General features: G+C 75.3%; 24 protein-coding genes. 15 read left to right on the forward strand and 9 right to left on the reverse strand.

All coding sequences use genetic code 11. The features are described 5' to 3' along the window. Window positions 1-114 precede the first annotated feature (114 nt). The gene (locus tag ACI798_RS12040) at window positions 115-903 is read right to left on the reverse strand and encodes an SDR family oxidoreductase (protein WP_457048009.1); all 789 of its coding nucleotides are present in this window, start codon (window positions 901-903) and stop codon (window positions 115-117) included. 84 nt (window positions 904-987) lie between these two features. Here ACI798_RS12040 and mshA point away from each other — a divergent pair, with 84 nt between their 5' ends. From mshA to ACI798_RS12065, 5 genes are read left to right on the forward strand one after another with little or no spacing between them, the layout of a single operon-like run. Next, window positions 988-2316: a D-inositol-3-phosphate glycosyltransferase gene (mshA, locus tag ACI798_RS12045; RefSeq protein WP_457048010.1), complete on the forward strand. Its 1329-nt coding sequence runs from the start codon at window positions 988-990 to the stop codon at window positions 2314-2316. Window positions 2317-2329: 13 nt separating this feature from the next. Then, complete coding sequence (locus ACI798_RS12050; protein WP_457048011.1) at window positions 2330-2911, forward strand: YbjN domain-containing protein; 582 nt, start codon at window positions 2330-2332, stop codon at window positions 2909-2911. Beyond that, window positions 2908-4500, forward strand: coding sequence for an MFS transporter (locus tag ACI798_RS12055; protein WP_456941573.1), 1593 nt, complete (start codon window positions 2908-2910; stop codon window positions 4498-4500). The genes ACI798_RS12050 and ACI798_RS12055 overlap by 4 nt, the downstream gene beginning before the upstream one ends. Before the next feature lie 18 nt (window positions 4501-4518). Next, complete coding sequence (locus ACI798_RS12060; protein ID WP_456941574.1) at window positions 4519-4821, forward strand: hypothetical protein; 303 nt, start codon at window positions 4519-4521, stop codon at window positions 4819-4821. Between the two features lie 5 nt (window positions 4822-4826). Then, on the forward strand, window positions 4827-5597 hold the full coding sequence (locus tag ACI798_RS12065; RefSeq protein ID WP_456941575.1) for a phosphoglyceromutase: 771 nt from the start codon (window positions 4827-4829) through the stop codon (window positions 5595-5597). Window positions 5598-5660: 63 nt separating this feature from the next. Here the strand turns inward: ACI798_RS12065 and phoU are convergent, their stop codons facing one another. Then, window positions 5661-6314, reverse strand: coding sequence for a phosphate signaling complex protein PhoU (phoU, locus tag ACI798_RS12070; RefSeq protein ID WP_456941576.1), 654 nt, complete (start codon window positions 6312-6314; stop codon window positions 5661-5663). A 220-nt stretch (window positions 6315-6534) separates the two neighbouring features. On the opposite strand from phoU, the gene ACI798_RS12075 reads away from it, so the two are divergent. Further along, the gene (locus tag ACI798_RS12075) at window positions 6535-7761 is read left to right on the forward strand and encodes a sensor histidine kinase (protein ID WP_456941577.1); all 1227 of its coding nucleotides are present in this window, start codon (window positions 6535-6537) and stop codon (window positions 7759-7761) included. After that, window positions 7758-8438: a winged helix-turn-helix domain-containing protein gene (locus ACI798_RS12080; RefSeq protein WP_456941578.1), complete on the forward strand. Its 681-nt coding sequence runs from the start codon at window positions 7758-7760 to the stop codon at window positions 8436-8438. Before ACI798_RS12075 ends, ACI798_RS12080 begins: the two co-directional genes overlap by 4 nt. 40 nt (window positions 8439-8478) lie before the next feature. Here the strand turns inward: ACI798_RS12080 and ACI798_RS12085 are convergent, their stop codons facing one another. Beyond that, window positions 8479-8700 (reverse strand): DUF3072 domain-containing protein, encoded by a 222-nt coding sequence (locus ACI798_RS12085; protein WP_457048012.1) that lies wholly within the window; start codon window positions 8698-8700, stop codon window positions 8479-8481. A 10-nt stretch (window positions 8701-8710) separates the two neighbouring features. Beyond that, window positions 8711-8929 carry a hypothetical protein gene (locus tag ACI798_RS12090; protein WP_456941580.1) on the reverse strand — a complete coding sequence of 73 codons (219 nt, stop codon included), beginning with the start codon at window positions 8927-8929 and terminating at the stop codon, window positions 8711-8713. Between the two features lie 81 nt (window positions 8930-9010). On the opposite strand from ACI798_RS12090, the gene ACI798_RS12095 reads away from it, so the two are divergent. Then, window positions 9011-10024, forward strand: coding sequence for a helix-turn-helix domain-containing protein (locus ACI798_RS12095; RefSeq protein ID WP_457048013.1), 1014 nt, complete (start codon window positions 9011-9013; stop codon window positions 10022-10024). On the opposite strand, the gene ACI798_RS12100 is transcribed toward ACI798_RS12095, so the two are convergent. From ACI798_RS12100 to ACI798_RS12115, 4 genes are all read right to left on the reverse strand, one after another. Continuing rightward, window positions 10021-10947, reverse strand: a complete 927-nt coding sequence (locus ACI798_RS12100; protein WP_457048014.1) for an alpha/beta hydrolase — start codon at window positions 10945-10947, stop codon at window positions 10021-10023. The two genes, ACI798_RS12095 and ACI798_RS12100, sit on opposite strands and share 4 nt — an antisense overlap. Before the next feature lie 7 nt (window positions 10948-10954). Continuing rightward, window positions 10955-11809, reverse strand: a complete 855-nt coding sequence (locus ACI798_RS12105) for a class I SAM-dependent methyltransferase (protein WP_456941583.1) — start codon at window positions 11807-11809, stop codon at window positions 10955-10957. Between the two features lie 5 nt (window positions 11810-11814). Next, window positions 11815-13992, reverse strand: a complete 2178-nt coding sequence (locus ACI798_RS12110) for a bifunctional MFS transporter/dTMP kinase (RefSeq protein WP_456941584.1) — start codon at window positions 13990-13992, stop codon at window positions 11815-11817. Window positions 13993-14087: 95 nt separating this feature from the next. Further along, on the reverse strand, window positions 14088-14906 hold the full coding sequence (locus tag ACI798_RS12115) for a hypothetical protein (protein ID WP_456941585.1): 819 nt from the start codon (window positions 14904-14906) through the stop codon (window positions 14088-14090). 88 nt (window positions 14907-14994) lie between these two features. Here ACI798_RS12115 and ACI798_RS12120 point away from each other — a divergent pair, with 88 nt between their 5' ends. Further along, entirely contained in the window at window positions 14995-15939 is a 945-nt protein-coding gene (locus tag ACI798_RS12120) for a Ppx/GppA phosphatase family protein (protein WP_456941586.1), read from the forward strand. Beyond that, window positions 15939-16805, forward strand: coding sequence for a hypothetical protein (locus ACI798_RS12125; RefSeq protein WP_457048015.1), 867 nt, complete (start codon window positions 15939-15941; stop codon window positions 16803-16805). The genes ACI798_RS12120 and ACI798_RS12125 overlap by 1 nt, the downstream gene beginning before the upstream one ends. A 27-nt stretch (window positions 16806-16832) precedes the next feature. Here ACI798_RS12125 and ACI798_RS12130 read toward each other — a convergent pair whose 3' ends face one another. After that, on the reverse strand, window positions 16833-17402 hold the full coding sequence (locus ACI798_RS12130; RefSeq protein WP_456941588.1) for a type 1 glutamine amidotransferase domain-containing protein: 570 nt from the start codon (window positions 17400-17402) through the stop codon (window positions 16833-16835). 128 nt (window positions 17403-17530) lie between these two features. On the opposite strand from ACI798_RS12130, the gene proC reads away from it, so the two are divergent. The 5 genes from proC to ACI798_RS12155 all read left to right on the forward strand — a co-directional run bounded on the left by proC (window position 17531) and on the right by ACI798_RS12155 (window position 21327). Next, a complete protein-coding gene (proC, locus tag ACI798_RS12135; protein ID WP_456941589.1) occupies window positions 17531-18349 on the forward strand; it encodes a pyrroline-5-carboxylate reductase in 819 nt (272 codons plus the stop codon). 252 nt (window positions 18350-18601) lie between these two features. Continuing rightward, entirely contained in the window at window positions 18602-18946 is a 345-nt protein-coding gene (locus tag ACI798_RS12140; protein WP_456938194.1) for a helix-turn-helix domain-containing protein, read from the forward strand. A gap of 249 nt (window positions 18947-19195) precedes the next feature. After that, window positions 19196-19294: a 30S ribosomal protein bS22 gene (locus ACI798_RS12145; RefSeq protein WP_012854759.1), complete on the forward strand. Its 99-nt coding sequence runs from the start codon at window positions 19196-19198 to the stop codon at window positions 19292-19294. Window positions 19295-19304: 10 nt separating this feature from the next. Then, on the forward strand, window positions 19305-20423 hold the full coding sequence (locus ACI798_RS12150) for an NAD-dependent epimerase/dehydratase family protein (RefSeq protein ID WP_457048016.1): 1119 nt from the start codon (window positions 19305-19307) through the stop codon (window positions 20421-20423). Beyond that, the gene (locus ACI798_RS12155) at window positions 20416-21327 is read left to right on the forward strand and encodes a lysophospholipid acyltransferase family protein (protein ID WP_456941591.1); all 912 of its coding nucleotides are present in this window, start codon (window positions 20416-20418) and stop codon (window positions 21325-21327) included. Before ACI798_RS12150 ends, ACI798_RS12155 begins: the two co-directional genes overlap by 8 nt. The last annotated feature ends 73 nt before the right edge of the window (window positions 21328-21400 follow it).

Here is a 21400-nt window from a genome sequence, read left to right on the forward strand (position 1 = left end):
GACGGCGACTTCCCGTCAGTTGCGGTCGGGGCCCCACCGTGCGGTGCCCGACCTCACCGCACAGGGCGGGGCCGGGCACCGCGAGGTGAGGTCGGCTGCGGGGAGCCGGCGGGCTCAGTCCTCCTCGCGGTGCACCTTGTGCTGCGCGGCCTGCGCGCGCGGGCGGACGACGAGCAGGTCGACGTTGACGTGGTGCGGGCGGGTGAGCGCCCAGGCGATGCAGTCGGCGACGTCCTCGGCCACCAGCGGCTCGCGCACCCCGCGGTAGACGGCGTCCGCCCTCTCCCGGTCGCCGACCCGGTTGAGGGTGAACTCCTCGGTCCTGACCATCCCCGGCGCGATCTCGATCACCCGCACCGGCTCGGCGACCAGCTCCAGCCGCATCGTCTCGGCCAGCGTGTGCACGGCGTGCTTGGCCGCGGTGTAGCTGGCGCCGCCCTCGTAGCTGACCAGCCCCGCCGTCGAGCCCACGAACAGCACGTCCCCGGCGCCGGACGCGCGCAGCGCGGGCAGCAGCGCCTTGGTCAGCCGGACGGTGCCGAGCACGTTGACGTCGTAGGTCCGCGCCCACGAGTCCAGGTCGGCCTCGGCCACCGGCGCGGCGTCGAACGCCCCGCCGGCGTTGTTGACCAGCACGTCGACCTGCGGCAGCGCGGCCGCGAACGCCTCGACCGACGCCGGGTCGGTGACGTCCAGCGGCAGCGCGCGGGCGCCGATCCGCTCGGCCAGCCCGGTGAGCCGGTCCAGCCGCCGGGCCCCGACGACGACGTCGAAGCCCTCGGCCGCCAGCCGGGCCGCGGTGGCCGCGCCGATCCCGCTCGAGGCGCCCGTGATGACGGCGGTGCGGCCGCTCCCCGGCAGCTGGCGCGGGCCGGAGGAGGAGATCTCGGCAACACCGGTCATGTGGTCATCCTGACCCTGTTGCAGGATGGAGAGCCGACAGGGGTGCCGCACCGGCGCCCGGGGCGGCGAGGCGGGAGGTCGTGGGTGCCTGCTCGCCGCCTCCTCCCTCCGCGCGCGCCGCGGCGGGTGGCGACCATCTCGGTGCACACCAGCCCGCTCGACCAGCCCGGCGCCGGCGACGCCGGCGGCATGAACGTCTACATCGTCGAGGTCTCCCGCCGGCTGGCCGCCCGCGGCATCGCCGTCGACGTGTTCACCCGCGCCACCTCCAGCGACCTGCCGCCGGTGGTCGAGATGAGCCCGGGCGTGACCGTGCGGCACGTCAGCGCCGGCCCGTTCGAGGGCCTGGGCAAGGAGGAGCTGCCCGGCCAGCTGTGCGCCTTCACCGCGGGCGTGCTGCGCGAGGAGGCCCAGCACGAGCCGGGCCACTACGACGTCGTCCACTCGCACTACTGGCTCTCGGGCCAGGTGGGCTGGCTGGCGCGCGACCGGTGGAGCGTGCCGCTGATCCACACCGCGCACACCCTCGCCAAGGTGAAGAACGCCGCGCTGGCCGACGGCGACCGGCCCGAGCCGCGCGCCCGCGTGATCGGCGAGGAGCAGGTGGTCGCCGAGGCCGACCGGCTGGTGGCCAACACCGACGAGGAGGCCGACCAGCTCGTCGAGCACTACGGGGCCGACCCGCGCCGCACCCTCGTCGTCCCGCCGGGCGTGGACCTCGACCGGTTCACCCCCGGCGACCGCGCCGCCGCCCGCCGCGCGCTGGGCGTGCCCGCCGACGCCGTCGTGCTCACCTTCGTCGGCCGCATCCAGCCGCTCAAGGCGCCCGACCTGCTGCTGGCCACCGCCGCCCGGATGCTCGAGGTCGACCCCGCGCTGCGCTCGCGGCTGCGGGTGCACGTCGTCGGGGCGCCGAGCGGGTCGGGCCTGGAGGCGCCGCGGCAGCTCGAGGAGCTCGCCGCGCACCTGGGCATCGCCGACCTGGTGCGCTTCCTCCCGCCGCAGCCGCCGGACCGGCTGGCCCTGCACTACCGCGCCGCCGACGTCGCCGTCGTCCCCAGCCACAACGAGTCCTTCGGCCTGGTCGCGCTCGAGGCCCAGGCCTGCGGGACGCCGGTGGTCGCCGCGTCGGTCGGCGGCCTGCGGACGGCGGTCCGCGACGGCGTGTCCGGCGTCCTGGTCGACGGGCGGGACCCGGGTGCCTACGCCGCGGCGGTCCGCGCGGTCCTCGAGCGCCGGCAGCTGATGGGGGCCGGCGCCCGCCGGCACGCCGCCGCGTTCTCCTGGGACCGCACCGCCGACGCGCTGGTGGCCGCCTACTCCTCGGCGGCCGCGGAGATGGCCGCCGTCGCCCGGCGCGGCCGCGCCCTCGGCGCGCTGCGGCCGGTCGCCGGGACGCAGGTGGCGTGGTGAACGAGGAGGCGCGGTGAGCGAGGGGACCGGGGAGGCGCCCTCCGCCCGCGCCGAGGTGGTCACCGCGCTGGACGCGGTCATCGACCGGACCCTGCGCGACGCCGGCCTGGTGCACGAGCACCCGGCGCCCGGCCGCTGGCTGGTCGACCTCCCGGGCACCAAGAAGCTCAAGACGGTCTGCGGGCTCATCGTCGGCGAGCACGCGCTGCGCATCGAGGCGTTCGTCTGCCGGCAGCCCGACGAGAACCGCGAGCAGCTGTGGACCTACCTGCTGCAGCACAACGCACGCATGTACGGCGTCGCCTACTCCGTCGACCGGGTCGGCGACGTCTACCTCACCGGCCGGGTCCCGCACGCCGCGGTGACCCCGGAGGAGCTCGACCGGCTGCTCGGCGCGGTCCTCAGCTACGCCGACGACCACTTCAACACCATGCTCGAGATCGGCTTCGGCACCTCGATCCGCCGGGAGTGGGAGTGGCGGGTCAAGCGCGGGGAGTCGCTGCGCAACCTGGAGGCCTTCGCCGCGTTCGCGCAGCAGGGCCGGACGGAGGCCCCGGCCGACGGCGGGGGAGCGTCCTCCGCGGACGGGGGATGACCACCACCGGGCGGGCCGCGGCGGCGCCGGCCGCCGAGGAGCGCCCCGGCCACGCCCGGCGGTGGTGGGTGCTGGGCACGATGACCGTCTGCCTGCTCGTGGTGATCACGGGCAACACGACGCTCAACGTCGCCATCCCGACGCTGCAGCGGGAGCTCGGCGCCACCCAGGGCGAGCTGCAGTGGGCCGTCGACGCCTACATCGTGGTCTTCGCCGGGCTGCTGTTCTCCTGGGGCGTCATCGGCGACCGCATCGGCCGCCGGCGGGTGCTGCTCATCGGCCTCACCGTCTTCGCCGGCGGCTCGGTGCTGGCCGCCTTCTCCGACAGCCCGCTGGAGCTCATCGCCTGGCGGGCGGTCATGGGCGTCGGCGGGGCCGCGGTGCAGCCGACGACGCTCGCCGTCATCACCAACGTCTTCCCGCCGGGCGAGCGCGGCCGCGCCATCGGCATCTGGGCGGCCACCGCCGGGCTCGCCGTCGCCGGCGGCCCGCTGGCCAGCGGCCTGGTGCTGACGCACTTCTGGTGGGGCGCGATCTTCCTCATCGGCGTGCCGGTCGCCCTGGTCGGCGTCCTCGGCACGCTGGCGTTCGTGCCCGAGTCGCGGGACCCCGACCCCGGCCGGCTCGACGTCCCGGGCGTGCTGCTGTCGATCGCCGCCCTGGCCGGGCTGGTGTACGGGATCATCCACGGCGGCTCGGGCGTGGGCTGGGGGACGCCGGGGGTGCTCGTCCCGCTGGTCGGCGGCGCGCTGCTCATGGTGCTGTTCGTCTGGCTGCAGCGGCGCTCGACGCACCCGGCCCTCGACGTCTCGCTGTTCCGCAACCCGGCGTTCTCCGCCGCGGCCGCCGCGCTGGGCTTGAACTTCTTCGCCCTGATGGGCGCCACGTTCTACCTCGTCTACTACCTGCAGGGCGCCCGCGGCTACGACCCGCTGCAGTCGGGTGCCGCGCTCATCCCGGTGGCGCTGGGGATGGCGGTGATGGCGCCGCGCAGCTCCCGGCTGGCCGAGCGGTTCGGCGCGAAGGCCGTCTGCGCGACCGGGTTCGGGCTCATCACGCTGTCGTTCCTGGGGTTCCAGCTGCTCGACCAGGCCGCGCCGCTGTGGCTGCTGCTCACCACGCTGACCGTGCAGGGCCTGGGCATGGGCGCGGTCATGGCCCCGGCCACCGAGTCGATCATGTCGGTGGTGCCGCGGGAGAAGGCCGGCGCGGGCGCGGCGGTCAACAACACGGTGCGCCAGGTGGGCGGGGCGCTCGGCGTCGCCATCCTCGGCTCGGTGCTGGCGACCGCGTACGCGGCCAACGTCCGCGGCGCCGTCGACGTGCTGCCGGCCGCGCTGCGCGACGAGGCGAGCACCTCGATCGCCGCGACCCTCGAGGCGGCCGGGGCGACGGCGGAGGAGGCGCGGGCCGCCGGGGAGACCGAGGCCGCCGCGGCCGCCGAGGCGCTCGCCGACACCGCCCGCGACGCGTTCGTCGCGGCGATGCACCTGACCGCCGTCGGCACCGCGGCGGCCGCGGCGGTCGCCGCCGTCGTCGTCCTGGTCTGGCTGCCCGGGCGGCGCGAGACGGGCACGCGGGCGACCTGACGGGCCTAGCGTGGGTGCGTGCAGGAGCCGCCCGCCGCGCAGGAACGGCTGGGCCGCGCGCTGATCGGCGTGGTCGTCGCGTCCGGCCTGGTCTACCCGCTGCTGCTGTGCGCGGTGCAGCTGGTGCTGGCTCAGCTGTACGTCGTCGACGTCGCCGCCACCGCGCTGTGGCTGGCGTTCGCGCTGACCTGCAGCGTGGCGCTGGTGGCCGCCGTCCGCTGGGGTGCCGCCCGCCGGGTGCGCAGCCCGTGGCTGCTGCTCGGGCTGGCCCCGCCGGTGCTCTACGAGGCCTGGGTGGTCTGGCCGCTGCTGGCAGGATGAGCGGTGTGACGACGCCTGCGGGACACGAGCCCGGCACCCTGGTCCTGCTCCGCCACGGCGAGAGCGAATGGAACAAGGCCAACCTGTTCACCGGCTGGGTGGACGTCGAGCTGTCGGAGAAGGGCCGGGCCGAGGCCACCCGCGGCGGGCAGCTGCTGGCCGAGCACGGCCTGCTGCCCGACGTGCTGCACACCTCGCTGCTGCGGCGGGCGATCACCACCGCGGAGCTGGCGCTGGCCGCCGCCGACCGGCAGTGGATCCCGGTGCGCCGCTCGTGGCGGCTCAACGAGCGGCACTACGGCGCGCTGCAGGGCAAGGACAAGGCGGCCACCCTCGCGGAGTACGGCGAGGAGCAGTTCATGACGTGGCGGCGCTCGTACAGCACTCCGCCGCCGCCGATCGCGCCCGACAGCGAGTACTCGCAGGACGCCGACCCGCGCTACGCCTCCCTGCCGCCGGAGGTCCGCCCGGCCACCGAGTGCCTGGCCGACGTCGTCGTCCGGATGCTCCCGTACTGGTACGACGCGATCGTCCCGGACCTGCGCAGCGGCGGGACCGTGCTGGTGGCCGCGCACGGCAACAGCCTGCGGGCGCTGGTGAAGCACCTCGACGGCATGGGCGAGGACGAGGTGGTCGGGCTCAACATCCCCACCGGCGTCCCGCTGCGCTACGACCTGGACGCCGACCTGCGGCCGGTGAAGCCGGGCGGGGAGTACCTCGACCCCGAGGCCGCCGCGGCCGCGATCGAGGCGGTCAAGAACCAGGGCAGGAAGTAGCCCCCACGACGCACGAGGGCCTCCCCACCGCGGTGGGGAGGCCCTCGTGCGTTCGTGCGGCGGTCAGACCGCCTGCATGTCCCGCTCGCCGGTGACGAGGAAGACCACCCGGCGGGCGACGCTGACGGCGTGGTCGGCGAAGCGCTCGTAGTAGCGGCCGAGCAGGGTGATGTCGATGGCCGACTCCATGCCGTGCGTCCAGCCGGGGCTGAGCAGCTCGGTGAACAGCTGGCGGTGCAGCTGGTCCATGAGGTCGTCGTCCTTCTCGAGCTGCGCGGCGCCCTCGACGTCGAGCTTGGCGATGACGGCGCCGACCTGCGTGACCAGGCTCTGCGCGACGTGACCGGCCTCGAGGAAGATCGGCCGCACCTCCGGCGGGACGGCGGACTCCGGGAAACGCATCCGCGCGAGCTTGGCCACGTGGACGGCGAGGTCGCCCATGCGCTCGAGGTCGCCGACGATGCGCATCGCGGTGGTGACCGTGCGCAGGTCGGTGGCGACCGGCTGCTGGCGGGCCAGCAGGGTGAAGCAGCGCTCCTCGATGCTCTCGCGGACGGCGTCGATGTGCTGGTCGCCGGCGATCACCAGGTCGGCGAGTGCGACGTCGGCGTCGAGGAGTGCGGTGGTGGCCTTGCTCATGGCAGAGCCGACCGAGTTGGCCATCTCCACCAGGCAGTGGTTGATGTCCTCGAGCTCTTCGCGGTAGTGCTCGCGCACGGGTCCTCCTCGTCGGCCGGCCGTCCACCGGGTGCCGCCGTCCGGACACCATCTGCTCGGTGCGCCGTCCTGACGATCCCGAGGGTAGGTGCTGACGGGACACCGGACGGGCCGGGTCGGTGAACGAGGGGGCACGCGGGCGTGAACAGTCCTCCTACCCGGTCGCGGCACCACTCACACGGGGGATGACCGGGTCCGGACGCGGCCTAGCATCGGCCCCGTGAGCACGCTGGTCGCCCTCGTGGCCGGCTTCGTCGTCGGCGCCGTCGTGGCGGCCGTCGTCGTGCTGCTCTCCAGGCGCCGCGCCGACGGGACCGAGCGCCCGGGGGACGAGGACGACCGGGGTGCGCCGTCCGAGGCGCTGCTCGCCCGCCGGCTGCTCGACCTCATGGACCCCGCGGTCCTCCTGCTGGACAAGGACGACGCCGTCGTCGTGGCCAACCCCACCGCGCGCGGGCTCGGCATCGTCCGCGAGCGCCGGCTCGTCGTCCCCGCGCTGCAGGACCTCGTGAAGGAGGTCCGCCGCCGCGGGCACCGGCGCGCGGACGTCACGCTCCCCGGCGAGGTCGTCGGCGCCGGCGCGCGGCTGGTCGGCGCGCACGGCGTCCGGCTGGACACCCCGCCCGGCGAGGTCGCGCCCTCGGCCGTCCCCGGCCCCGTGGCGCTGGTCCTCCAGGACGTGACCGAGGCCCGCCGGGTCGAGGCGGTCCGGCGCGACTTCGTCGCCAACGTCGGGCACGAGCTCAAGACCCCCGTCGGGGCGCTGGGCCTGCTCGCCGAGGCCATGCAGGGCGCCGCCGACGACCCGGAGACCGTGCAGCGCTTCGCCGCGCGGATGGCGCACGAGGCCGACCGGCTTGCCCGGCTCGTGCGCGAGCTGATCGACCTGTCCCGCCTGCAGGGCGCCGAGCCGCTGCCCGAGCTCGTGCCCGTCGACGTCGACACGGTGCTCGCCGAGGCCGTCGACCGCACCGGCCTGGCCGCGGCGGCGAAGGGCATCACGATCGCCGTCGGCGGCGCCCACGGGCTGGTCGTGCGGGGCGTCGAGGCCCAGCTGACGACGGCGGTCACGAACCTGCTGGCCAACGCGGTCGCCTACAGCCCCGAGAACACGAAGATCGCCGTCGGGGCGCGGGCGCGCGGCGGGTTCGCCGAGGTCGCCGTCACCGACAGCGGCATCGGCATCCCACGGGCCGACCGGGAGCGGGTCTTCGAGCGCTTCTACCGCGTCGACCAGTCGCGGGCCAGCAGCACCGGCGGCACCGGGCTGGGCCTGGCGATCGTCAAGCACGTGGCCAGCAACCACGGCGGTTCGGTCAGCGTGTGGAGCGAGGAGGGCCTCGGCTCCACCTTCACGCTGCGCATCCCCCTGGCGGTCGAGGACCGCCGGGAAGCTCCCGGCGCGGCCACTGACGCCGCGCGGGTCCTCCAGGAAGGACGGTCATGACCCGAGTGCTCGTGGTGGAGGACGAGGAGTCCTTCTCCGACGCGCTGTCCTACATGCTCGGGCGGGAGGGGTTCGAGGCGGTCGTCGCCGCCACCGGCCCCGACGCCCTCGCCGAGTTCGACCGCGCGGGCGCCGACGTCGTCCTGCTCGACCTCATGCTCCCCGGCCTGCCGGGCACCGAGGTGTGCCGGGCACTGCGTTCCCGCAGCAACGTCCCGATCATCATGCTCACGGCCAAGGACTCCGAGGTCGACAAGGTCGTCGGCCTGGAGCTCGGCGCCGACGACTACGTGACCAAGCCGTACTCGGCGCGGGAGCTGGTCGCCCGGATCCGGGCGGTGCTGCGCCGCGGCGGCGACGTCGACGCCCCGGCCGACGGCGCGCTGGAGGCCGGCCCGGTGCGGATGGACGTCGAGCGGCACGTGGTCGCCGTCGACGGCGAGCCGGTGGCGCTGCCGCTCAAGGAGTTCGACCTGCTCGAGCTGCTGCTGCGCAACGCCGGCCGCGTGCTGACCCGCGGCCAGCTCATCGACCGCGTGTGGGGCTCGGACTACGTGGGCGACACCAAGACCCTCGACGTCCACGTCAAGCGGCTGCGCGCCAAGATCGAGCCCGACCCGGCCAACCCGAAGCACCTCGTGACGGTGCGGGGCCTGGGCTACAAGTTCGAGCAGTGACCGGAGGACCGGCACCTCGCCGGGCCGGGGCCGGCCGGGGTCACTGACCCCGGCCGGTCTCCTCCTGGAGCTCGTCGATCCGCCGGGACGCGTCGGCCTTGGTGATGTCCTCCGGCACGTCCTCGCCGGCCTGGCGGGCCAGCGTGTGGAGATAGCTCTTCTGCGCCCCGGTGGCGGGCTCGTCGCCGGTCACCCAGTCCGACGGGTCCTTCTCGGCCGTCGGGTCGCCGGCCTGGCCGCTGTTCACGTTCGATTCGCTCATGTGTTCGATGCTAGGCGCGGGTGAGCTCCGCCGCAGGTCGAGCGGCCTGCCCGGCCCGGGCGGCCTGCGCGGCCTCCCAGCGCCGGCCGGTGCGGTAGACGTGCACGCTCCCGCAGGAGGGGCACTCGACCGACAGCGCGATGTGGGTCGGGTGGTTGACGACCGACCGGATCCGCCGTTCGGCGACCAGCTCGTCGGTCCGGGTCACGGGGCAGGTGATCAGCAACATGGGACGAGCGTGCTCCGCGGCCACTGCCGGGACGAGTGGCAGGGGTGACATGGATCGCGTCTTTCCTGCCATCATGTCCCCGTGACCGGATCCGACCGCCCGCTCGTCGTCAGCCTGCTCGCCGGGGACGGCGTCCTCGGCGCCTTCGGCCTGGGCGTCGCCGCCGAGGTCTTCGGCTACGACTACCGCCGCTTCGGCATGCCGCGCTTCGACTTCGCGATCGTCACCGACCACCCGGGCGTCGTCCGCACCGACACCGGGCTGTCGCTGTACGTCGAGCACGGCCTCGAGCGGCTGGCCGTCTCCGACATCGTGCTGGTGACCGCGTGGGAGAAGCTCTCGGCGCCCGTCCCGCCGGCGGTGGTCGACGCGCTGCGTGCCGTGCACGCCCGCGGCGCCCAGATCGTCAGCCACTGCACCGGCGCCTTCGTCGTCGCGGCGGCCGGGCTGCTCGACGGCAGGCGGGCCACCACGCACTGGCGCTACGCCGGCGAGCTGGCCGCCCGGTACCCGTCGGTCGACGTCGACCCGCGGGTCCTCTACGTCGACGAGGGCCCGATCATCACCGGCGCCGGGACGGCGAGCGGCGTGGACGCGCTGCTGCACCTGGTCCGCCGGGAGTGGGGCGCCGCGGCGGCCAACGCCCTGGCCCGCGAGATGGTCGTGCCGCCGCACCGCGACGGCGGGCAGGCCCAGTACATCGACGAGCCGGTCGCGCGCTGCGAGGACGACCTGCTCGGCGTCGTCCTGGACTGGGCGCGGGCGCACCTAGCCGAGGACATCAGCGTCGAGGCGCTGGCCCGGCGCGCGCTCATGAGCCCGCGCAGCTTCGCCCGCCGGTTCAAGGCCACGACCGGCACGACGCCGCACGCCTGGCTGCTGTCCCAGCGGCTGGCCGCGGCCGAGGCGCTGCTCGAGGAGAGCGACGCCCCGGTCGAGGAGATCGCGCGGCTGGTCGGCTTCGGCACCGCCGCCGGCTTCCGCGAGCAGTTCAGCCGCCGCCGCGGCGTCTCGCCGCGGGCCTACCGGCAGACCTTCCGCACCGGCGGTGCCCGGGTCGAGCTGGTGCCGGCGGGCGAGGACCCCGCCGCCTAGCACCCCGTCCGTGCGGCGAGGCGGGCGGCGAGCCACGCGTCCCGGCCGGCCAGCGCGGCCCGCGCCATGCCGGTCGGGTGGTGGGTGAACCCGTGCGGGGACTCCGGGTGGACGCGGACGTCGACGTCGTTGCCCGCCGCGGCGAGCCGGGCCGCCATGACCAGGTTGTCCTCGAGCAGGACGTCCCGCGCCCCGACGACCACCAGGACCGGCGGGAGGCCGCGCAGGTCGCCGAAGACGGGCGACACGTCGGGCAGGGTGCGGTCGGCGACGTGCCCGACGTAGGCCTCGAGGAACCACTCGCCGGCGATGCGCCGGCCCGCCGGGGTGCGCCCGCTCAGGTCGTAGGTCCCGAACTGCAGGACGGCGCCGGCGACGCGGTCCGCGAGGCCCCGGTCCCGGAGCCGGAGCAGCGTGGTCACGGCGAGCGTGGCGCCGGCCGAGCTCCCGCCGATCGCCAGGACACCGGTGCCGAACCGGTCGCGGGCGTGCTCGACGAGCCACAGCGCGGCGGCCTCGCAGTCGTCCGGAGCGGCCGGCCAGGGGTCCTCGGGCGCGAGCCGGTAGCCGACGCTGACCACCGCGATCCCCAGCGCCGCGGCCAGGGCCTCGTCGCGCGCGTGCCCGCCCGCGGTCTGCCCGAGACAGAAGCCGCCACCGGGCACGTCGAGGTACACGCCCCGCACCGCCGCCGACGACGGCACGGTGACCCGCAGCGGGATCCGCCGACCGGCGGCGTCCACCACGTGCTCGACGGTCCCCGCTGCCGGAGGTGGGGGAGGGACGTGCGCGGCACGGGCCTCCCGCAGCTCCTCCGCGGACGCGGGGCCGCGCCGCTCGCCCCGCGCGGCGTAGAAGGCGCGGCTCTCCGGGACGTGCCTCGCCAGGTCGGCTGGCACCAGCCCGGCCAGGCCGGCCCGCACGCGCGCGTCAGCCCAGGGGGACGGGGCGCGCGACGCCGACGAGGGAGTCCAGCCGGCCGGCGTTGCTCGGCGCGAGCGGGCTGCGCACCACCTGGGTCAGCGCGAACCCGGCCCGGGCCAGCAGCACAGCGTGCGTGCGCGGGGTGAAGTGCCAGATGTGCTCGGCGGGCTTGAGCGTCCACCAGCGGGTGCCGAGCAGCCGCGCCGGCAGCGACGAGACGTAGGGCGTGGAGAACAGCACCACGCCGTCGTCGGCCACCAGGGAGCGGGCGGTGCGCCAGAAGTCGAGCGGGTCGGGCACGTGCTCGACGGTGTCCCACGCGCAGACGACGTCGAACCCGGGCTCCAGCGGCGCCTCGGCGAGCTGGCCGCAGAACACGTCGAGCCCGAGCACCTCGGCGGCGTGCTTCGCGCCGGTGCGGGACAGCTCCACCCCGCTGGTCTGCCAGCCGGCCCGGCGCGCGGCGTCGAGGAACAGGCCGTAGCCGGCGCCGACCTCGAGCAGCCGGCCGCCGGCGGCGCGGCCGCGGACCCGGTCGAGCAGCGCGAGCCGGCCGGCGGTCCAGGTGCGCTGCAGCAGCATCGCGGGGTCGAACCGGCGGGGCTCCTGCGCCGCCCCGCCCTCGACGGCACCGCCGTACACGCCGCCCTCGAAGTAGCCGACGTCGTCGTAGAGCCGCTGCAGCGCCTCCGGCCGCAGCCGGGGGCTGATGAACACCAGGCCGCAGGACGGGCAGCGGACGACACCGAACGGGGAGAGGTCGTGCACGAGCCGGCCGGGGACGCCGCAGAGGCAGCACTCGACCGCCTCGGTGTCCTCGGGGGTCCAGGTCACCGGGCCGGGGGTCACCGGGGCGCTCACGCCGGTCAGCCTACGGAGCCTCCGGCGATCCCCCCGGGACCGGTCCGCGCCGCGCCGACCGGCGGGTCGGCCGCGCCGGCGGCGCCGTCGGCGAGCTCGCCGTGCTCGGGGTAGCGCTGGGTGATCAGCGCGGTGAGCTTCCGCCGCACCGCCGCCGACACCAGCCCGGCGCCGTCCGGGCCCCCGTCGGCGCCGAGCAGTTCGCCCGGCACGACGACGTAGCGGTCGGGCGCGGCGTCGGCCTGGGAGAGGAAGGCCGCCCGCACCGCGTCGGCGTCGGCGCCCGCGGGACCGGCGGTGACGGGGGAGTCGACGACCACGGTGAGGTCGGGCAGCAGCCCGCGGGTGGCCCACAGCGAGGTGCGGAAGATGCGGTCGGCGTCCAGGCCCTGTCCCGCGCCGTGGAAGGCGATCGAGGTGTCCACGTAGTGGGTGCACACCACGACCTCGCGCCGCTGCAGCGCCGGGCGGATGACCGTGGCCACGTGCTCGGCGCGGTCGGCGGCGGCCAGCAGCGCCGCGGTGTAGGCGGCGACCGGGTGGCCCTCGCCGTCGGTCGCGCCGGCCGCCTGGGGCGCCGGCGGGTAGAGCAGCGTGCGGACCTGCCGGCCCAGCGCCGTGTCGCTCGGCTCGTGCGTGGCCACCACCGGGCAGCCGGAGTCGCGCAGCACCTGGGTGAGCTCGGCGGTGTAGCGGCGGGTGAGGTCGCGGTCGGCGCCCTCGACGACCACGAACAGGCCGGTGCCGCTGGCCGAGGCCGACAGGATGTCCGAGCTGCCCCACAGCAGCCGGAACACGTCGCGGGGGCGGGTGCCCGGCCGGCCGCGGGGGACGACCTGGCGGACGGCGTAGGCGCTGACCAGCAGCGCGAGGACGCCGCCGATCAACAGCGTGAGGCCGGGCCCGGTGAGGCTGAGCATCAGCTCGCCCACGCGCAGGTCGTGGTTGCCGAGCAGGCCGGCCAGGCCCGGGCCGACGGCGACCGACAGCAGCAGGACGATGCGCACCGACGACACGACGAAGGCGAACACCCGCCCGCGCAGCCGGTCCTCGACCTCGAAGCCGATGAGCGTGTAGCCGATGATCCAGGAGATCCCCGCGAACAGGCCGACGAGGAACGCCGCCATGGTGGCGAGGACGAAGTCCTGCAGGAGGGACATCGCCAGCAGGGCGGTCCCGGCCAGGCCGATGGAGCGGGCGAACAGGCTGCGCCGCGGGATCGTGGGCAGGATCCGCGGCCCGACCAGCATGCCGAGGGCCAGGCCGGTGAAGACGATGCCGAAGACCACGCCGTAACCGGCGGCACCGGCGTCGAGCGTGGCGATGTAGAGCTGCGCGACGCCGATGATCAGCCCGCCCGCCCCGAACGCCCCGATGACGCCGACGTACAGCGCGCGCATCAGCGGCTGCCCGCGCAGGAACGAGACGCCCTCGACGACGAGGGAGAACACGTTGGCCGCCGTCTCGCGGTCGGTCGCGGTGGGCGGGATGAGCCGCCGGGACAGGAACACGGTCGTGGCGGAGATCGCGAAGCTCACCGAGTTGAACAGCAGGGCGACGACGATCGCCGTCCGCGCGTCGCCGGCCCCGCCGCTGCCGGGGAACACGCGCGCGACCGTGGACAGCAGGGCGAACAGCAGCGACGCCACCGGCACCGCGCCGTAGACGCTGAACAGCGACACCTGGTTGGCCACGGCCAGCCGCTCGCGCGGCACGATCGCCACCCAGATCGCCTGCTTGGCCGGGTTGGTGAACAGCCCGACCGCCTCGACGAGGAACTGGGCGACGTAGAGCCAGGTCAGCTCGTAGCTGAACGCGATCGACAGGTACAGCGAGCAGGCGAGCAGGTCGCCGACGACGACGGTGGTGCGGCGGTCGAGCCGGTCGGCCAGGGCGCCGGCGATCGGGCCGAGGAGCAGGTCGGGCAGCAGCCGGGTGAGGATGACGCCGGAGATCGCCGCGCCCTGGACGCCCAGCGACTGGTCGCGGGTGAGCTGCTGGGCCATCGCGGTGGTGGCCAGCAGGCCCAGCCAGTCGCCGAGGCTCGAGACGGCGATCGCCGCCCACATGCGGCGGAACACCGGGATGCGCAGGAGGACGAGCAGCGCGTTCTCCTGCGCCCGCCCACTGGCCGACGACCCCGCCGGGCGCGCGCGGGGGCTCGCCGCCTGTCCGTCGCTCACAGTCCTCGCCGTCCGGTCGTCGCGGTCGTCCCCAGCAGGGTAGTGGCGGGGGGTGTCGATCCGGCCCCTGCCGCACCCGGACGGGCGAGTGCCGCTCAGCCGCCGGGCCGCAGCCGGGGCAGCGGGAGGGGCACCGGCGCCGGGCTGGCCGGGTGCGGGGCGACCAGGCCGAGGTCCAGCCGGGCCTCGGTGAGCCGGCGCAGCTCGGCGTAGGCGGCCGGGCCGAGCAGGGCGGTGAGCTCGGCGGCGTAGGTGGCCACCAGCGGCTCGGGGGAGACGTGCGCGGCCGGCGAGCCGGTGCACCACCAGTGCAGGTCGGCGCCGCCCGGGCCCCAGCCGCGGCGGTCGAACTCGCCGATCGTGCTGACCAGCACCGTCGTCCCGTCGGGCCGCTGGACCTCCTCCTGCTCGCGGCGCACCGGCAGCTGCCAGCAGACGTCGGGCTTGGTGAGCAGCGGGTGCAGCTCCTCGCGCAGCGCCATCCGGTGCAGCGCGCAGCCGGTGCCGCCCGGGAAGCCGGGGCGGTTGAGGAAGACGCAGGCGCCGTCGACCAGGCGGGTGCGCAGCGAGCGGACGCCGCCCTCCTCGGGGGTCACGTCGTCCGCGCTGTCCTCCTCGGTCCAGGCGCCGCGGCCGAGCGGCGCCAACTGCCAGTCCTCGTCGGTGAGGTCGGCGACGGCGGCGGTGACCCGGGCGAGGTCGTCCTCGTCGCTGAAGAACGCGCCGTGGCTGCAGCAGCCGTCGTCGGCCCGGCCCTCGACGACGCCGGCGCAGCCGCGGCCGAACACGCAGGTCCAGGCCGAGGACAGCCAGGTCAGGTCGGCGCGGACGACGTGCCGAGGGTCGGCCGGGTCCGGGAACTCGATCCACTCGCGGGCGAAGTCGGGGTCGACCTCCGGTGGCACGTCCTGCACGCCCCCAGGCTAGTGAGAGGACCCCCTCCCCCTCGTACCTCGCTCCGCTCGGCACGAGCCTCCGGAGGGGGCCAGGCAGACTGGGCGCATGCGGCTCGGGGTGCTGGACGTCGGCTCGAACACGGTCCATCTGCTCGTGGTGGACGCCCACCGCGGCGGCCACCCCACCCCGACCTACGACGACCGCGCGGTCCTGCGCCTGGCCGAGCACGTCGGCAAGGACGACGTCCTCTCCAAGACGGGGGAGAAGGCACTGGTCACCGCCGTGCGCAAGGCCTGCCGGCGGGCCGAGGAGCAGGGCTGCGACGAGGTCCTCGCCCTGGTCACCTCGGCCATCCGCGAGGCGGTCAACGGCATGGAGGTGCTCGACCGGGTCCGCGCCCAGACCGGCGTCGAGCTGCAGGTGACCAGCGGCGAGGAGGAGGCCCGGCTGACCTTCCTCGCCGTCCGCCGCTGGTACGGGTGGAGCGCGGGCCGGCTGCTCGTCCTCGACATCGGCGGCGGCTCGCTGGAGCTGGCCAGCGGCGTCGACGAGGACCCCGACGTCGCGCTGTCGGTGCCGCTGGGCGCCGGCCGGATGACCCGCCGCTTCCTGCAGGACGCCGCCGAGGGCGGCCGGCCCGACCTCGCGGCCCTGGAGGCGCTGGGCGAGCACGCGGCCGACGTGCTCAAGCCGGCGGCGAAGAAGCTGCGCGGCGCCGGCGAACCGGACCTCGTGGCGGCGACGAGCAAGACCTTCCGCACGCTGGCCCGGCTGACCGGCGCGGCGCCCTACTCGGCCGGCCTGCGGGTCCCCCGCGAGCTCACCCTCGACGGCCTCGGCCAGCTGATCGGCTTCGTGTCCCGCATCGAGGCGCGCAGCCTGGCCGAGCTGCGCGGCGTGTCGCCCGACCGCGCCCACCAGGTGCCGGCCGGTGCCGTGGTGGCGCAGGCGGCCATGCAGGCGCTGGAACTACCCTCCGTCAAGATCTGTCCGTGGGCGCTGCGCGAGGGCGTCATCCTCCGGCGACTGGACTCCTTGGGAGACGCGTGATGGCACAGCCCCGCAGGGACCCCGACTCCGGGCGCGGCCCGGAGACCGGCGGCCGGCCGCTGGCCGACATCCTGCGCGAGGCCGGCATCGAGGCACCGCGCAGCGTGCGCCGGCGCCGCGGCGACACCGGCGACATCCCGATCAAGCAGCGCCGCCGCGACCCCGACACCGAGGACGCGCCCAACCCCGGCCGCCGCGCCGGCGACACCGGCCGGGTCTCCGAGACCGGCCGGCTGTCCCGCGACACGGGGCCGGTCGCCGACACCGGCCGCCAGGCGCGGGACCGGGCCGCGGAGAAGGCGGCCGCCAGGGTCGAGAAGGCGGGCCGGACCGAGAAGACGGGCAGGGCGGAGAAGGCCGCCGAGAAGGCCCGGAGGACCCGGGACACCGGTCGCGTCGCGGGGGCGCCGGCCGAGGACGGGCGCGGACCGGCCGAGCCGTCGACCGCGGCCATCCCCGGCATCCGGCCCTCCCGCAAGCCCGGCGTCCCCGGCGCCTCGGCGGCGGAGTCCACCCCGGCCACCGGCCCGATCCCGGTCACCCGCGCCGGGGAGACCGAGGTCCTCGACGAGCCGCTGGGCGCCCGGGAAGGCGCGCTGGCCTGGCTGCGCTTCGCCGGCGAGCTGGTCCTGGCGCTGGCCGCCGGCGTCGGCATCTACTTCCTGGCCACCGTCGTCTGGGAGCAGGTGCCGCAGGTCGCGGTCGTCCTCGCCCCGCTCGCGGTGACCGGCCTGGTCGCCGGCGTGGGCGCCTGGCGGCAGCGCACCGGCCGCGAGCCCACCGGGCTGCGCCTGGTCGCCGTCCTCGTGTTCGCCGGGACGCTGCTCACCATCGCCCCGGCCGCCGGGCTGCTCGCCGGCACCTGAGGCGCCGGCGGGCAGCCCGGCGGCACCTCACTCGTCCTCGTCGTCCTCCTCGGCGCCGGTCTGGGCGAACTGCTCGACGATCGCCGCGTTGAACGCGTCGAGGTCGTCGGGCTTGCGGCTGGTGACGAGGTTGCCGTCGACGACGACCTCCTCGTCGACCCACTTCGCACCCGCGTTGCGCAGGTCGGTCTGCAGCGACGGCCACGACGTCATCCGCCGACCCCGGACGACGTCGGCCTCCGCCAGCACCCACGGGGCGTGGCAGATCGCCGCGACCGGCTTGTCCGCGTCGAAGAACGCCTTCACGAAGGCGACGGCGTCGGCGTCGGCCCGGACGAAGTCGCCGTTGATGACGCCGCCGGGCAGGACCAGCGCCGCGTAGTCCTCGGGATCGGCCGAGGCGACCGTCGTGTCCACCTTCCTCGTGTCGCCCTTGTCGACGTGCTGGTACATCGTGATGCTGCCGCCGTCCAGCGACACCAGCTCCGGCTCGGCCCCGGCGTCCTCCAGCGCCTGCCACGGCCGCTCCAGCTCGACCTGCTCGACGCCGTCGGTCGCGAGCACGGCCACCTTCATCCCGTCCAGTTCTCCTGCCATGCGGCCGCGGCTACCCGGCGCCGGGAGACGGCACACCCGCGCGCACTACCGTCCGGCGCAGGGGCGATGCGGCGTCCGGCGCAGGGACGATGCGGCGTCCGGCGCACACCGAGGACTGGGAGGACGGGATGGCACAGCGGCAGGGCCTGGCGGTCTACGGCGGCGGCAAGATGGGCGAGGCGCTGCTGGCCGGGCTGGTGAAGAGGCAGGGGGCCGACGGCGTCGTCGTCTGCGAGCGGCACCCGGAGCGGGGCCGCGAGCTCGCCACCCGCTACGGGATCGACGTCGTCGGGATCGAGGAGGCGGCCGCCCGCGCGCGGGTGCTGCTGCTGGCGGTCAAGCCGCAGGACCTGCCGGCGCTGCTGGAGCGGCTCGCGCCGTCGGTGGACGGCGGGCACCTGGTGGTCAGCATCGCCGCCGGCATCTCCACCGCCACGATCGAGGCGGCGCTGCCGGCCGGCGTGCCGGTGGTGCGGGTCATGCCCAACACCCCGGCGCTGGTCGACGAGGGGATGAGCGTGCTGTCGGCCGGGGCGTCCGCGGGCGAGGCCGAGCTGGACGAGGCCGAGGCCCTGCTGTCCACCGTCGGGCGGGTGGCGCGGGTGCCCGAGTACCAGCAGGACGCGGTGACGGCGCTGTCCGGCAGCGGGCCCGCCTACTTCTTCTACCTCGTCGAGGCGATGGTCGACGCCGGGGTGCTGCTCGGCCTGCCGCGGGCGCTGACCACCGAGCTGGTGGTGCAGACGGCGTTGGGGTCAGCGGTGATGCTGCGCGAGTCGGGGGAGCACCCGGCGCAGCTGCGGGACGCGGTGAGCAGCCCCGGTGGCACGACCATCGCCGGCATCCGGGAGCTGGAGCGGCACTCGGTCCGCTCGGCACTCATCGCGGCCATCGAGGCGGCCGCCCGGCGCTCGGTGGAGCTCGGCCGGGCCGACGGGAGCCGGTGACGGTAACCCGGTCGCGACCGGTGCAGTGGGACGCTGCGTGACCGTGTCGACACGTCCATGTGGAGACGCGCCGACACGGCTGTGAAGCGAGTTGCATAGGTGTAGTTCTGACAGGGACGGACCGTTCCCCGTGTTCGTTTCTTCCATCGCTTCTGTCACGCGGGTCCCCCTACTCTCTGTGTCAGCACGTGCGTGTCCCGTAGTCGGTGGGGAAGCCGACGCCCGACGCGTGCTAGGTCCGGAGAGCTGATCATGACCATGCCCCAGCGCACCAACGCCGCCTACGTCCGCCCGGCCGTCCCCGGCCCGCGGCCCATGGCCCGCCCGATGCCGGCCGCCGCTGCCGTCGCGCGCCCCGTCGGCCCGGCCCACCCCGCCGCCATGCCCGTCGGTCGCCCGTCCGTCCCGCAGCCGCGCGCCGCGGTCACCTTCCTGACCGTCGCCGAGGTCGCCAGCATGATGCGCGTCTCCAAGATGACCGTGTACCGCCTCGTGCACGCCGGCGAGCTGTCCGCCGTCCGCGTCGGCCGCTCCTTCCGCGTCCCCGAGCGCGCCGTCCAGGACTACCTGCGCGACGCCTACACCGACATCGCCTGAGCGGCCGGCCCCACGGGGCTCCGTTCCAGCACGTCGGCACCACCGTCACCCGCCGTTCCGGGTGAGATCCGTCCGGCCCGGTTCCCGCGGCAGCGTCGCCGCGGGGGCGCCGGGTAGGCTCGGGCGCCGAGCGACACCCCGGCCCCGGCCGGAGCCGTCGCACACGAGCTGATCCACACTCGCGTGGCGTCCGGTTCCGAGTCCTGCGGTCACCGGCACGACACGCGGCCACGACCTCGGGAGCAGGACATGGGTTCGGTCATCAAGAAGCGCCGCAAGCGGATGGCGAAGAAGAAGCACCGCAAGCTGCTGAAGAAGACCCGCGTGCAGCGTCGCAACAAGAAGTGAGCTGACGCTCGTGCCGCCTGCAGTCGTCCTCGTCACCGGTGTCAGCCGGTGGCTCGGGGGTGCGCTGGCGGCCGAGCTCGCTCGCGACCCGTCCATCGACCGGGTCATCGGGGTCGACACCGTCCCCCCGTCGGCGGAGTCGCTCCGCCGCCTCGGCCGCACCGAGTTCGTGCGCGCCGACATCCGCAACCCGCTGATCGGCAAGGTCATCAGCACCGCGGCGGTCGACACCGTCGTGCACATGAACATCAGCTCCACGCCCGCCGGCTCCGGCGGGCGGGGGCCGATGAAGGAGCTCAACGTCATCGGGACGATGCAGCTCCTCGCCGCCTGCCAGCGCGCGCCCTCGGTGCGCCGGTTGGTGCTCAAGTCGACCAGCGCCGTCTACGGCGCCTCCCCGCGCGACCCCGCCGTCTTCACCGAGGCGATGCAGGCGCGCCGGGTGCCCTCCGGCGGGTTCGCCAAGGACAGCCTCGACATCGAGGGCTACGTGCGGTCCTTCGCGCGCCGCCGTCCCGACGTCGGGGTCGCCGTCCTGCGGTTCACCAACTTCATCGGCCCGCGCATCGACTCGGTGCTCACCGGGTTCCTGCGCATGCCCGTCGTCCCCACCGCCCTCGGCTACGACGCCCGCGTCCAGCTGCTGCACGAGGACGACGCCCTCGGTGTCCTCACCCGCGCCACGACCGGGGACTTCGCCGGGACGGTGAACGTCGGGGGAGAGGGCACGTTGCTGCTGTCCCAGGTCATCCGCCGGCTGGGCCGGCTGCAGCTGCCGGTGCCCTCGCCGGCGCTGGGTTCCCTCGGCCGGCTCACCCGCCGCTTCGGCTACGTCGACTACTCCCCGGAGCAGATGCGCTTCCTCAACTTCGGCCGGGTCGTGGACACGACCGTGCTGCGCACCGAGTTCGGCTACACCCCGCGCTACACCACCGCCCAGGCGCTGGCCGACTACGCGCGGACCGTGCCGCCCGTGGTCCCGCCGACCCTCGTCGGCGAGGTGACCGACCAGGCCCGCGGGCTCGTCGCGCGGGCCGGGTCGGTCGCCTCCTCCGTGGGGACGACGGTCCAGGGCCGGCTGCGGCCGGCGCCGGCCCCGCCGGGACTGCGGGCGGTGCGCGATGCCTGAGGCCCGCGTCATCCGGCTGCGCCCCGACGACGACGGCGGGCCGCACGTCCCGCCGCCGTCGGACCCGAGCTGGGACGAGCAGGTCGCCGGCGGCCTGGAGTTCCTCCGCCGCCGCCTGACCGGTGAGTACGAGACGGACGAGTTCGGCCTCGACACCGACCTCACCGACCACGTGCTCCTGCCGGTCCTGCGGCCGCTGTTCAACCGGTGGTTCCGCGTCGAGACCCACGGCATCGAGAACGTGCCCACCGACGGCGGGGCCCTGGTGGTGGCCAACCACTCCGGCACGCTGCCGGTCGACGCGCTCATGGCCACCGTGGCGCTGCACGACGACCACCCGGCGCAGCGGCGGTTCCGACTGCTCGGCGCCGACCTGGTCTTCGACCTGCCCTTCGTCGGCTCGCTGGCCCGCAAGTTCGGCGCCACCCTGGCCTGCAGCGAGGACGCCGAGCGGCTGCTGTGCGGCGACGAGCTGGTCGGCGTCTTCCCCGAGGGGTTCAAGGGCATCGGCAAGCCGTTCCGCGACCGCTACACCCTGCAGCGGTTCGGCCGGGGCGGTTTCGTCACGGCGGCCCTGCGCACCGGCAAGCCGATCGTCCCGTGCGCCATCGTCGGCGCGGAGGAGATCTACCCGATGGTCGGCAACGCGAAGACCCTCGCGCGGCTGCTGGGGCTGCCGTACTTCCCGGTGACGCCGACGTTCCCGGCGCTCGGCCCGCTCGGGCTGGTGCCGCTGCCGTCCAAGTGGCTGATCGCCTTCGGCGAGCCGATCGAGACGGCGCACCACGGCCCGGCCGCCGCCGAGGACCCGATGCTGGTGTTCAACCTGACCGACCAGGTCCGCGAGACCATCCAGCACTCGATCTACCAGCTGCTGCTGCAGCGCAAGTCCGTCTTCTCGTGACACTGTCGGCCTCCGGCCGACACCGCGGCCACGTGCCGTCCCCCTGCTGCGTGGAGCCCTTCCTGCCGCTCGG

This window comes from Geodermatophilus sp. SYSU D01045 (assembly GCF_054050295.1).

What these genes read in the sequence shown, in the direction of transcription:
- ACI798_RS12145 (WP_012854759.1), top strand. Translation starts at nt 19,196, where the DNA reads ATGGGTTCGGTCATCAAGAAGCGCCGCAAGCGGATGGCGAAGAAGAAG.
- ACI798_RS12085 (WP_457048012.1), bottom strand. Translation starts at nt 8,700, where the DNA reads ATGAGCGAATCGAACGTGAACAGCGGCCAGGCCGGCGACCCGACGGCC.
- ACI798_RS12040 (WP_457048009.1), bottom strand. Translation starts at nt 903, where the DNA reads ATGACCGGTGTTGCCGAGATCTCCTCCTCCGGCCCGCGCCAGCTGCCG.
- ACI798_RS12130 (WP_456941588.1), bottom strand. Translation starts at nt 17,402, where the DNA reads ATGGCAGGAGAACTGGACGGGATGAAGGTGGCCGTGCTCGCGACCGAC.
- ACI798_RS12125 (WP_457048015.1), top strand. Translation starts at nt 15,939, where the DNA reads ATGGCACAGCCCCGCAGGGACCCCGACTCCGGGCGCGGCCCGGAGACC.
- ACI798_RS12140 (WP_456938194.1), top strand. Translation starts at nt 18,602, where the DNA reads ATGACCATGCCCCAGCGCACCAACGCCGCCTACGTCCGCCCGGCCGTC.
- proC (WP_456941589.1), top strand. Translation starts at nt 17,531, where the DNA reads ATGGCACAGCGGCAGGGCCTGGCGGTCTACGGCGGCGGCAAGATGGGC.
- ACI798_RS12055 (WP_456941573.1), top strand. Translation starts at nt 2,908, where the DNA reads ATGACCACCACCGGGCGGGCCGCGGCGGCGCCGGCCGCCGAGGAGCGC.
- ACI798_RS12090 (WP_456941580.1), bottom strand. Translation starts at nt 8,929, where the DNA reads ATGTTGCTGATCACCTGCCCCGTGACCCGGACCGACGAGCTGGTCGCC.
- ACI798_RS12155 (WP_456941591.1), top strand. Translation starts at nt 20,416, where the DNA reads ATGCCTGAGGCCCGCGTCATCCGGCTGCGCCCCGACGACGACGGCGGG.
- ACI798_RS12120 (WP_456941586.1), top strand. Translation starts at nt 14,995, where the DNA reads ATGCGGCTCGGGGTGCTGGACGTCGGCTCGAACACGGTCCATCTGCTC.
- ACI798_RS12080 (WP_456941578.1), top strand. Translation starts at nt 7,758, where the DNA reads ATGACCCGAGTGCTCGTGGTGGAGGACGAGGAGTCCTTCTCCGACGCG.